Origin of the sequence: Bacillus sp. JUb11 (assembly GCF_024807925.1) — a bacterium.
GTDB classification, from domain to species: Bacteria; Bacillota; Bacilli; order Bacillales; family Bacillaceae; genus Bacillus; species Bacillus altitudinis.
This window is the reverse complement of sequence record NZ_JANUEZ010000014.1, coordinates 36274-47913: the sequence shown is the minus strand read 5'-3', so window position 1 is coordinate 47913 and position 11640 is coordinate 36274. Positions and strand designations below refer to the sequence as shown.

Sequence of the window (11640 nt, the reverse complement as noted above, 5' to 3'; positions counted from 1 at the left end):
GAACACGGAAGTTAAGCTCTTCAGCGCCGATGGTAGTTGGGGGTTTCCCCCTGTGAGAGTAGGACGCCGCCAAGCTTTTCAAAGGATCAGTTCCAATCGGAACTGGTCTTTTTTGTGTTTTTGGGACGTTTGGCACCAGATAAATGTGGAAATAATATTGTTAGTTGAGCGATTATCTTGAAAAATCGATCGAAAAAATTTATAGTAAGATTAAAGTCAAATATAGTCAAAGTCAATGGAGGAGGAGGCGGAGTGGCACAAAATATTTCTGATATCATCGAGCAGTATTTGAAGGAAGTCTTGGATCAGAATGGTCGAGAAATATTAGAAATTAAACGCAATGAAATTGCAGATAAGTTTCAATGCGTACCTTCACAAATTAACTATGTTATCAATACACGCTTTACGAGCGAAAGAGGTTATATCGTCGAAAGTAAGCGTGGCGGCGGTGGCTATATCCGTATCATTAAAGTCAAAATGAATGATGAAGTCGATTTATTGAACAACATTATTTCCCAAATATATCATCGTTTATCACAGGCTGCATCTGATCATATCATTATGCGTCTTGTTGAGAACAACATTTTATCCGAAAGAGAAGCAAAGATGATGATTAGTGTCATGGACCGTTCTGTTTTACACATTGATTTACCTGAACGAGATGAACTGCGGGCTCGGATGATGAAAGCGATGTTAAATGCTTTGAAATTAAAGTAAAGCGGGTGAAAAGATTGATTTGTCAAGAATGCAATGAGAGACCAGCCACTTTTCACTTTACGAAAGTAATAAATGGAGAAAAACAAGAAATGCATATATGTGAACAATGTGCAAAAGAAAACAGTGATTCATATGCTATGAGTGGAAACCAAGGTTTCTCGATTCACAACTTATTATCAGGATTATTGAATATTGATCCTAGCTTTACCACAAGTGCGAATAAAGGATCATCTATTTTTCAAGAGGCAAGAGAAGTGGATCAATGTCCTAAGTGTGGCTTAACTTTTCAGCAATTCAGGAAAACAGGCCGTTTTGGCTGTGCAGAATGTTATCGAACCTTTGATCAGTATTTAAATCCTGTTTTAAGGAAAGTCCATAGTGGAAATACAGTCCATAATGGAAAAGTCCCTAAACGAATTGCCGGCAGTCTGCATGTTCGCCGGAAACTTGAGTTAATGCAGCAAGAACTGAAGCAGCTGATTGAACAGGAAGAGTTTGAAAAAGCAGCGGAAGTTCGAGATCAAATTCGTGCATTAGAGCATGAGCAATCTCAGCAGAGGGAGGGAGATTAACGACATGTCGCTCCAGCATTTTATTCAAGACGCATTAAGTCAATGGATGAAACAGAAAGGACCAGAAAGTGACATTGTTCTAAGCAGTCGTATTCGGCTGGCACGCAATCTAGAGCATGTTCGTTTCCCAACTCAGTTTTCTCAAGAGGAGGCTGAAGCTGTTCTTCAGCAATTCGAGCAAAAGTTTGCGAGCCAGGAAGTGAAGGACATTGGAAACTTTGTTCTGATTCGAATGAATGACACGCAGCCTTTGGCTAAAAGGGTACTTGTTGAAAAGCACTTGATTAGCCCCAATTTAGCAGAATCAAGATTTGGCGGCTGTTTGCTTTCAGAAAATGAAGAAATCAGTGTCATGCTGAATGAGGAAGACCATATTCGTATTCAATGCTTGTTCCCAGGATTTCAGCTGGCTAATGCACTAAAAGCAGCTAACCAAATAGATGACTGGATTGAAGAGCAAGTGGATTATGCGTTTTCAGAAAAGCGAGGATACTTAACGAGCTGTCCGACCAATGTAGGTACAGGTATTAGGGCTTCAGTCATGATGCACTTACCAGCACTAGCCCTGACAAGACAAATGAATCGCATTATTCCTGCAATTAATCAATTAGGTCTTGTGGTCAGAGGAATTTATGGTGAGGGTAGCGAAGCAATAGGAAACATCTTTCAAATTTCAAATCAAATGACACTGGGTCAATCAGAAGAAGATATTGTAGATGACTTGAATAGTGTGACAGCGCAGCTCATTGAACAAGAGCGATCTGCACGTAAGGCATTATATCAGACGTCTAAAATTGAACTTGAAGACAGAGTGTACCGTTCCTTGGGGATTTTGGCTAATTGTCGCATGATTGAATCTAAGGAAACGGCTAAGTGTTTGTCAGATGTGCGACTTGGAATTGATTTAGGTATCATTAAGGGACTTTCAAGTAATATACTGAATGAACTCATGATTTTGACACAGCCTGGCTTCCTTCAGCAATATTCAGGAGGAGCCTTGGAACCAAATGAAAGAGATATAAAACGAGCAGCAATTATCAGAGAAAGGCTGCGCTTAGAAATGCATAGGAATGGACAGGAGGATGAAACGATATGATGTTTGGAAGATTCACTGAAAGAGCTCAAAAGGTATTAGCACTTGCACAAGAAGAAGCCATTCGCCTAGGCCATAAGAACATCGGAACAGAGCATATTTTACTTGGTCTTGTACGTGAAGGTGAGGGCATCGCCGCAAAAGCATTAGAAGCACTGGGCCTTGTTTCAGATAAAATCCAAAAAGAAGTCGAGAGCTTGATTGGAAGAGGGCAAGAGGTGTCTCAAGCTATTCCTCATTACACACCTAGAGCGAAGAAGGTTACGGAGCTTTCTATGGATGAAGCGAGAAAGCTTGGTCATTCCTATGTAGGGACAGAACATATTCTTTTAGGTCTTATTCGTGAGGGAGAGGGTGTAGCTGCCCGTGTCTTAAATAACCTCGGAGTGAGCTTAAATAAAGCACGCCAGCAAGTATTGCAGCTTCTAGGCAGCAATGAAACGGGTGCATCTGCGGCAGGATCTAATAGCAATGCCAATACACCAACTTTAGATAGCTTGGCAAGAGACTTAACGGCTATTGCGAAAGAGGACAGCTTGGACCCTGTGATTGGCCGCAGCAAAGAAATTCAGCGTGTCATAGAGGTCCTAAGTAGAAGAACAAAGAATAACCCTGTCTTGATTGGAGAGCCTGGTGTTGGTAAAACAGCGATCGCAGAAGGTCTCGCACAGCAAATTATTCACAACGAAGTGCCTGAAATTCTGCGTGATAAACGAGTCATGACACTTGATATGGGAACCGTTGTAGCGGGAACGAAATATCGTGGTGAATTCGAGGATCGTTTGAAAAAAGTCATGGACGAAATCCGTCAGGCTGGAAATATCATTCTCTTCATTGATGAGCTTCATACACTGATTGGTGCAGGTGGAGCAGAGGGTGCGATTGATGCCTCTAATATTCTAAAACCATCTTTAGCACGTGGTGAGCTTCAATGTATCGGGGCAACAACGTTAGATGAGTACCGTAAATATATTGAAAAAGATGCTGCACTTGAACGTCGATTCCAGCCAATTCAAGTGGACCAGCCATCTGTCGATGAAAGTATTCAAATTTTAAGAGGGCTTAGAGACCGTTATGAAGCACATCACCGTGTGTCTATTACAGATGAAGCCATTGAGGCGGCGGTAAAGCTTTCTGATCGTTATATCTCCGATCGTTTCCTTCCAGATAAGGCGATCGACTTAATTGATGAGGCGGGTTCAAAAGTTCGCTTACGTTCTTTCACAACACCGCCTAATCTAAAGGAACTTGAGCAAAAGCTGGATGAAGTACGCAAGGAAAAGGATGCAGCTGTTCAAAGTCAAGAATTTGAAAAAGCCGCTTCTCTTCGTGATACGGAGCAACGTTTGCGTGAAAAGGTAGAAGTGACGAAGAAATCTTGGAAAGAAAAGCAGGGACAAGAGAATTCAGAGGTTTCTGTGGATGATATCGCAATGGTTGTTTCTAGCTGGACGGGAGTACCTGTTTCAAAAATTGCTCAAACAGAAACAGATAAGCTTCTAAACATGGAACAATTGCTCCACTCTCGCGTCATTGGACAGGATGAAGCAGTTGTTGCTGTTGCAAAAGCTGTAAGACGTGCCCGTGCTGGACTAAAAGATCCGAAACGTCCGATTGGCTCCTTTATTTTCTTAGGGCCAACAGGTGTTGGTAAGACTGAGCTTGCAAGAGCACTCGCCGAGTCTATCTTCGGTGATGAAGAAGCGATGATTCGTATTGATATGTCTGAGTACATGGAAAAACACTCGACTTCAAGACTTGTTGGATCACCTCCAGGCTATGTGGGCTATGATGAGGGCGGTCAGCTGACTGAAAAAGTGAGAAGAAAGCCGTATTCTGTCGTGCTTCTAGATGAGATTGAAAAGGCGCACCCTGATGTGTTTAACATCTTACTTCAAGTGTTAGAAGATGGTCGTCTCACTGATTCTAAAGGTCGTACTGTTGACTTTAGAAATACGATTTTGATTATGACTTCAAACGTTGGAGCTAGTGAGCTGAAGCGCAATAAATATGTTGGCTTTAACGTGCAGGATGAAAGTCAAAATTACAAAGATATGAAAGGCAAAGTTATGGGTGAGCTGAAACGTGCGTTTAGACCGGAGTTCATCAACCGTATTGATGAAATCATTGTCTTCCACTCACTCGAAAAGAAACATCTAAAAGAGATTGTGTCTCTCATGTCTGATCAATTGACAAAACGACTAAAAGAGCAGGACCTTTCAATTGAATTGACGGAAGCAGCAAAAGCCAAGATTGCCGACGAAGGCGTAGATCTTGAGTATGGTGCTCGTCCGTTAAGAAGAGCGATTCAAAAGCACGTCGAGGATCGACTTTCTGAGGAATTGCTGAAAGGCAATATTGAAAAGGGCCAACATATCGTATTAGATGTAGAAGATGGAGAAATTGTCGTAAAAGCAACGGCTGCTACGAACTAATATAGTAAGAAAAAAGTGTGAGGCATACCAGTAAGTTGGATGCCTCCCTTTACTTATTTTCTGACCAGTATAAGGAGTTGTATTCTTCAATCTATGGCTAAGTCAAAATCAAAATTTATATGCCAATCGTGCGGTTATGAGTCAGCCAAATGGATGGGGAAATGTCCCGGCTGCGGCACTTGGAACAGTATGACAGAAGAGGTCGTTCGTAAAGAGCCGGCAAATCGTCGAAGTGCGTTTAATCATTCTGTTCAAACCATTCAAAAACCTTCACCTATATCTGCAATTGAAACATCCGAAGAACCCCGAATTAAAACGAATTTAGAAGAATTTAACCGAGTATTAGGAAGTGGAATTGTCAAAGGTTCACTCGTTCTTATTGGCGGTGATCCTGGGATTGGGAAGTCCACACTATTATTACAAGTTTCAGCACAGCTATCAGATCAAAATCAGAATGTGTTGTACATATCTGGTGAGGAATCAATCAAACAAACGAAGCTTAGGGCGGACCGTCTCGGTATTGAAAGTGCCTCTTTACATGTTTTGGCTGAAACCGATATGGAGTATATAACGTCTGCTATACAAGAGATGAAACCCGCTTTTGTTGTGGTCGATTCAATTCAAACCGTTTATCAAAGCGATATCACGTCAGCTCCTGGATCTGTTTCTCAGGTGAGGGAATGCACTGCCCAGCTGATGAAAATTGCCAAGACGAATGGTATTCCTATTTTTATCGTTGGTCACGTGACGAAGGAGGGCTCGATTGCTGGGCCGCGCCTTTTAGAGCATATGGTAGATACAGTTCTTTATTTTGAAGGGGAGCGTCATCATACGTTTCGTATTTTAAGGGCAGTGAAAAACCGTTTTGGTTCAACGAATGAATTAGGAATTTTTGAAATGAGAGAGGAAGGGCTCACAGAGGTATTAAACCCATCAGAAATCTTCTTAGAAGAGCGGTCAGCAGGTGTATCTGGATCGTGTGTTGTTGCCTCAATGGAAGGAACAAGACCTGTTCTAGTGGAGATACAAGCACTTATTTCACCGACGAGCTTTGGGAATCCACGGAGAATGGCTACTGGCCTTGATCATAACCGAGTGTCATTGCTTATGGCCGTTTTAGAAAAACGGGTAGGGCTGCTACTGCAAAACCAAGATGCCTACTTAAAGGTCGCAGGTGGTGTGAAACTTGATGAACCAGCGATTGACTTGGCTATTGCCGTCAGTATTGCATCAAGCTTTAAAGATGCAGCGCCGCATCAAGCAGATTGCTTTATAGGAGAAGTGGGTCTGACGGGAGAAGTCAGAAGAGTATCAAGAATTGAACAGCGTGTGCAGGAAGCTGCTAAACTAGGATTTAAGCGAATGTTTATTCCTCAGGCGAATATAGATGGATGGAAAAAACCGAGAGGGATTGAGTTAGTCGGTGTAGAAAATGTAGCAGAGGCACTTCGTATTTCACTAGGGGGATCATAGAAATGGAAAAAGAGAAAAAAGGAGCGAGAGAAGTCGATCTCTTAGATATTGTCCAGTTTGTGGCACCGGGGACACCCCTGCGGGCAGGGATTGAAAACGTCCTAAGAGCCAATACTGGAGGGCTCATTGTTGTTGGTTATAACGATAAAGTGAAAAGTGTGGTAGATGGAGGATTTCATATTAATTCTGCTTTCTCCCCAGCACATTTATATGAATTGGCGAAAATGGATGGGGCGATTATTTTAAGTGACTCTGGTCAAAAAATCTTGTATGCGAATACACAGCTCATGCCGGATGCAACCATTCATTCATCAGAAACAGGCATGAGACACCGAACGGCTGAACGTGTAGCAAAGCAGACAGGTTGCTTAATCATTGCCATTTCTGAACGTCGGAACGTCATTACCTTATACCAAGGGAATCGACGATATACGTTGAAAGATATTGGTTTTATTTTGACGAAGGCCAACCAAGCGATACAAACACTTGAGAAATATAAAACCATTTTAGATCACGCCATTTCTGCGTTAAGCGCCTTAGAATTTGAAGAGCTTGTGACCTTTGGTGATGTATTATCCGTGCTACATCGTTATGAAATGGTACTTAGAATCAAAAATGAAATCAATATGTATATCAAAGAGCTTGGGACAGAAGGACACTTGATCCGTCTGCAAGTCAATGAGCTGATTACAGATATGGAGCAGGAAGCGGCGTTATTTATTAAAGATTACGTGAAAGAAAAGATCAAAGATCCATATGTGCTGCTGAAACAGCTCCAAGATATGTCGAGCTTTGAACTTTTAGATGATTCCATTTTGTACAAGTTACTCGGCTATCCAGCATCTACAAATATTGACGAATATGTGTACACTAGAGGATACAGATTACTTCATAAAATCCCTAGACTGCCTATGCCAATCGTTGAAAACGTGGTCGAAGCATTTGGTGTGCTAGATCGAATTATGGAAGCAGATGTACAAGATTTGGATGAAGTAGAAGGAATTGGAGAAGTAAGAGCGAAAAAGATAAAAAAAGGATTAAAAAGACTGCAAGAAAAACATTATATCGACCGTCAGCTATAAAAAGAGAAATTTTTCTTAAATACGGTTAAAAATGGATGAATATGGGTATATTAATGATGGTTTTGTTTTCTGTTCATGATGATAGGAAACTTAAGCATATATCAATGTCAGATGAAGGTGGATTGACAGATGAAAAATAAAGGAGGTGAAGGTATGTTAAAAAGAATCGTTCAGGCGTTTTTTATCATTTTCGGTGCAGTTGTAGGGATTTTTATCATTCCAGAGTTATTTCTGCTGTTAAATTTGAAGGACATACCTTTCATAACAAATGCTTACTCTTCAGCACTAATAGGAGCCGCTGTGTTCTTTATCATTGGTAAATGGTGCACAGGCTATGTGGTTAATTGGGTGAAATGGATCGAGGATTCTCTATTGAAGGCGCCTCTTCCTGATCTTATATCTGGAAGTTTCGGTTTAGTATTTGGACTTATTCTAGCATATCTTATTGTAAACGTGATCCCGCTAAACAATATCCCATATCATATTTTTGGTACCATTATTCCGATTTTCCTGGCTTTCTTTTTAGGATACCTTGGATTTCAGGTAGGGTTTAAGAAGAAGGATGAAATGATGGGGCTGTTCTCCCGATCTGCAAAGGTCACAAAGAAAAAAGGAGCAGCTGATGATGAACCTGAAATAGAAGATAAAAAGCTGAAAATTTTAGACACAAGTGTTATCATTGATGGAAGAATCGCAGATATTTGTCAAACTGGATTCCTAGAAGGTGTGATGGTCATTCCTCAATTTGTACTCGAGGAATTACAGCATATTGCAGACTCTTCTGATGTATTAAAGAGAAATAGAGGCCGAAGAGGTCTTGATATTTTAAATCGTATCCAAAAAGAACTGGATATTAAAGTTGAAATTTACGAAGGTGACTTTGAAGATATTCAAGAGGTTGACAGCAAGCTTGTGAAACTCGCTAAGTTAACTTCAGGTGTTGTTGTGACAAATGATTTTAATTTAAATAAAGTATGCGAACTTCAAAAAGTAGCAGTGTTAAACATCAATGATCTAGCCAATGCAGTCAAACCGGTTGTGCTGCCTGGGGAAGAAATGAAGGTACAGGTCATTAAAGATGGGAAAGAGCATAACCAAGGTGTTGCTTACTTAGATGACGGTACGATGATTGTGGTCGAAGAAGGACGCAATTATATTGGAAAAGACATTGATGTGCTCGTCACGAGTGTGCTGCAAACTGCTGCTGGAAGAATGATTTTTGCGAAGCCAAAACTTCTGGAGAAGGCGCTCTAAAGGGAGAACGAACATGTATTATGAAGTAGTTATTCCGGCTGCGGGGCAGGGGAAGCGAATGAAGGCCGGCCGCAATAAACTTTTTATTGAATTGAAAAGAATGCCGGTCATCATCCACACACTGAAGGTGTTTGACGCTCATTCACAATGCAGACGCATGATCTTAGCGATCAATGAAGAAGAGCGTCGTGACTTTGAAAGGCTACTGAAGGTACACGCTTTTCAAACGCCTGTTTCACTTGTCACTGGCGGTGAAGAACGGCAGCAAAGTGTATACGAAGGATTGAAGGCTGTGCAAGATGCGGACATCGTGCTTGTTCATGATGGCGCAAGGCCTTTTATTAAGCATACACAGATTGACTTGCTCGTTAAAGCAGCGATTGAAAAAGGCTCCGCAGTCGTAGCGGTACCAGTGAAAGACACAATCAAACGCGTTCAAGAAGGCAAAGTGGAACAAACCATTGAACGTCAGAGCTTGTGGGCAGTCCAGACCCCACAAGCTTTTCGTCATTCTATTTTAAAAGAAGCGCATGAACATGCGGAGCGGACAGGCTTTCTTGGAACAGATGACGCCAGTCTTGTGGAACAATTACACGGTGAGAGTGTGTATATTGTTCAAGGAGACTATACCAATATTAAACTGACAACACCGGATGATTTATTGGTTGCCAAGGCAATTATGGATGCGGAAAGAGGGTACTAGAACATGTTTAGAATAGGACAAGGTTTTGATGTGCATCAATTAACAGAGGGAAGACCTCTTATTATTGGCGGTGTGACGATCCCTTATGAAAAGGGTCTACTTGGGCATTCAGATGCGGATGTACTGCTTCATACTGTGGCGGATGCCTGCCTAGGTGCGATTGCAGAAGGAGATATCGGCAGACATTTCCCAGACACGGATCCAGAGTTTAAAGATGCAGACTCTTTTAAATTACTTCAACACGTGTGGGCACTTGTAAAAGAAAAAGGCTATACACTGGTGAATATCGATTGCACGATCATGGCGCAAAAACCAAAGATGGCACCATACATTCAGCCAATGTGTGAGAAAATCGCAGAAGCCCTTGAGGCAGATGTCACACAGGTGAATGTCAAAGCAACAACAACAGAGAAACTTGGATTTACAGGAAGAGGCGAAGGAATTGCCTCTCAAGCAACCGTACTTCTTCAGAAAAAGTAAAATCCGTTTTGATGAGAATGGGTTTTGATGATAAAATACGTTTATAAAAAATTGGTGTCAGACAACATGATGCAGATGAAAGGAAGTTAAACTCATGGGAAATGAAGTGCGTGTTCGTTATGCACCGAGTCCAACTGGTCATTTACATATTGGGAATGCTAGAACGGCTCTTTTCAATTATTTGTTCGCACGCAGCCAAGGCGGCAAATTTATTATTCGAATCGAGGATACGGATCAAAAGCGTAATGTAGAAGGCGGAGAAGAAAGCCAGCTTCGCCACCTGCAATGGCTCGGGATTGATTGGGACGAGAGCATTGATAAAGATGGTGGCTACGGTCCTTACAGACAATCAGAGCGTAATGATATTTACAAAAAATATTATGACGAGCTGCTAGCGAAAGACTTGGCGTATAAGTGCTATTGTACGGCTGAAGAACTAGAAGAAGAGCGTGAAGCACAAATTGCCCGCAGTGAAATGCCTCGATATTCTGGTAAATGCAGTCATTTATCAAAAGAAGAAGAGGACAAGCTGATTGCTGAAGGAAGAGAGCCAAGCATCCGCTTCCGAGTGCCTAAAGGAGAAATCATCAAATTTGACGATATGGTCAAAGGCGAGATTTCATTTGAAACAGACGGCATCGGTGACTTTGTTATTGTGAAGAAAGATGGTACGCCAACGTATAACTTCGCTGTAGCGGTGGATGATCATTTGATGAAAATGACTCACATTCTTCGTGGTGAGGATCACATCTCGAATACACCTAAACAAATTATGGTCTTCAATGCATTTGGCTGGGATGTTCCGCTGTTCGGACATATGACGCTGATTGTAAACGAGAACCGCAAGAAATTAAGCAAGCGTGATGAATCAATTATCCAGTTCATCGAACAGTATAAGAACTTGGGCTATTTACCAGAAGCTTTGTTTAACTTCATTGCACTGCTTGGATGGTCTCCAGTTGGTGAAGAGGAACTATTTACAAAAGAGCAGTTCATCGATATTTTCGATGTCAATCGACTTTCTAAGTCACCAGCTCTATTTGATATGCATAAACTAAAATGGGTGAATAACCAATACGTGAAAGCACTTGATCTTGATCAAGTTGTGGCACTTACACTTCCACATCTTCAAAAGGCAGGCAAGGTAAGTGAGCAGCTGACAGAAGAAGAAAACACGTGGGTGCGCAAACTCATTTCTCTATACCACGAGCAATTGAGCTACGGAGCAGAAATTGTTGAGTTAACAGAGTTGTTCTTTAAGGAACAAATTGAGTATAATCAAGAGGCAAAGGAAGTTCTTGCAGAAGAGCAAGTACCAGAAGTGATGGCTTCGTTTGCAGGTCAGCTTGAACGTCTTGAGTCTTTCACACCTGATGAAATCAAAGCTGCCATTAAAGCGGTACAAAAAGAAACAGGGCATAAAGGTAAGAAACTATTCATGCCAATTCGTGTGGCTGTCACTGGACAAACGCATGGCCCAGAGCTTCCGCAAAGTATTGAACTACTAGGTAAAGAGACGGTATTAAACCGCATTAAACAAATATAAGGAAAATCGTTGCGAGGGAGAAGTACAATGTTATCGTCCATCACAGAAAGAGTCTTCACCGGCTGAAAGAGACTTATGGGCAGACGTTGGAAATGCACCCTCAAGACCCTTGAGGAACACGTATGTTAGTATGCAAGGGCGGTACCCTCCGTTATGGGATGAAGTTGAGAAGGCTGCGAAATGAGGGCTTTCTAAACAGAGTGGAACCGCGTTTTCAAAACGTCTCTGTCATATGGCAGAGGCGTTTTTTATTTGTCCAAAAAAGAGAGTAAGTCCTAAGAGAGA

At 41.6% G+C, this 11640-nt stretch carries 10 protein-coding genes, 1 rRNA gene and 1 other annotated feature; all 11 genes read left to right on the top strand.

What is annotated here, in order from left to right; genetic code table 11:
- Nucleotides 1-75: ribosomal RNA gene (rrf, locus tag M2369_RS19500) — 5S ribosomal RNA — on the top strand; the annotation flags it as partial.
- A gap of 177 nt (nucleotides 76-252) precedes the next feature.
- Nucleotides 253-717 (top strand): CtsR family transcriptional regulator, encoded by a 465-nt coding sequence (locus M2369_RS18930; protein WP_003217184.1) that lies wholly within the window; start codon nucleotides 253-255, stop codon nucleotides 715-717.
- Between the two features lie 14 nt (nucleotides 718-731).
- The gene (mcsA, locus tag M2369_RS18925) at nucleotides 732-1289 is read left to right on the top strand and encodes a protein-arginine kinase activator protein McsA (RefSeq protein WP_007496258.1); all 558 of its coding nucleotides are present in this window, start codon (nucleotides 732-734) and stop codon (nucleotides 1287-1289) included.
- A 4-nt stretch (nucleotides 1290-1293) separates the two neighbouring features.
- Entirely contained in the window at nucleotides 1294-2385 is a 1092-nt protein-coding gene (gene mcsB, locus M2369_RS18920; protein ID WP_008345444.1) for a protein-arginine kinase McsB, read from the top strand.
- Nucleotides 2382-4817 (top strand): ATP-dependent protease ATP-binding subunit ClpC, encoded by a 2436-nt coding sequence (gene clpC / locus M2369_RS18915; protein ID WP_007496263.1) that lies wholly within the window; start codon nucleotides 2382-2384, stop codon nucleotides 4815-4817. The genes mcsB and clpC overlap by 4 nt, the downstream gene beginning before the upstream one ends.
- Nucleotides 4818-4910: 93 nt before the next feature.
- Nucleotides 4911-6290, top strand: coding sequence for a DNA repair protein RadA (gene radA / locus M2369_RS18910; protein WP_017359160.1), 1380 nt, complete (start codon nucleotides 4911-4913; stop codon nucleotides 6288-6290).
- Nucleotides 6291-6292: 2 nt separating this feature from the next.
- Entirely contained in the window at nucleotides 6293-7372 is a 1080-nt protein-coding gene (gene disA, locus M2369_RS18905; protein ID WP_007496267.1) for a DNA integrity scanning diadenylate cyclase DisA, read from the top strand.
- Between the two features lie 153 nt (nucleotides 7373-7525).
- Nucleotides 7526-8626 carry a PIN/TRAM domain-containing protein gene (locus M2369_RS18900; protein WP_047946821.1) on the top strand — a complete coding sequence of 367 codons (1101 nt, stop codon included), beginning with the start codon at nucleotides 7526-7528 and terminating at the stop codon, nucleotides 8624-8626.
- 13 nt (nucleotides 8627-8639) lie between these two features.
- Nucleotides 8640-9329 carry a 2-C-methyl-D-erythritol 4-phosphate cytidylyltransferase gene (gene ispD, locus M2369_RS18895; protein ID WP_008345432.1) on the top strand — a complete coding sequence of 230 codons (690 nt, stop codon included), beginning with the start codon at nucleotides 8640-8642 and terminating at the stop codon, nucleotides 9327-9329.
- 3 nt (nucleotides 9330-9332) lie between these two features.
- Complete coding sequence (gene ispF, locus M2369_RS18890) at nucleotides 9333-9809, top strand: 2-C-methyl-D-erythritol 2,4-cyclodiphosphate synthase (RefSeq protein WP_007496273.1); 477 nt, start codon at nucleotides 9333-9335, stop codon at nucleotides 9807-9809.
- A 94-nt stretch (nucleotides 9810-9903) separates the two neighbouring features.
- Complete coding sequence (gene gltX, locus M2369_RS18885) at nucleotides 9904-11355, top strand: glutamate--tRNA ligase (protein ID WP_039169429.1); 1452 nt, start codon at nucleotides 9904-9906, stop codon at nucleotides 11353-11355.
- Nucleotides 11356-11585: a binding site (T-box leader), on the top strand.
- Nucleotides 11586-11640 lie beyond the last annotated feature (55 nt).

Excerpts from the sequence above, each read along its gene's own strand:
- mcsB (WP_008345444.1), top strand. The coding sequence starts at position 1,294 with ATGTCGCTCCAGCATTTTATTCAAGACGCATTAAGTCAATGGATGAAA.
- clpC (WP_007496263.1), top strand. The coding sequence starts at position 2,382 with ATGATGTTTGGAAGATTCACTGAAAGAGCTCAAAAGGTATTAGCACTT.
- radA (WP_017359160.1), top strand. The coding sequence starts at position 4,911 with ATGGCTAAGTCAAAATCAAAATTTATATGCCAATCGTGCGGTTATGAG.
- disA (WP_007496267.1), top strand. The coding sequence starts at position 6,293 with ATGGAAAAAGAGAAAAAAGGAGCGAGAGAAGTCGATCTCTTAGATATT.
- M2369_RS18900 (WP_047946821.1), top strand. The coding sequence starts at position 7,526 with ATGTTAAAAAGAATCGTTCAGGCGTTTTTTATCATTTTCGGTGCAGTT.
- ispD (WP_008345432.1), top strand. The coding sequence starts at position 8,640 with ATGTATTATGAAGTAGTTATTCCGGCTGCGGGGCAGGGGAAGCGAATG.
- ispF (WP_007496273.1), top strand. The coding sequence starts at position 9,333 with ATGTTTAGAATAGGACAAGGTTTTGATGTGCATCAATTAACAGAGGGA.
- gltX (WP_039169429.1), top strand. The coding sequence starts at position 9,904 with ATGGGAAATGAAGTGCGTGTTCGTTATGCACCGAGTCCAACTGGTCAT.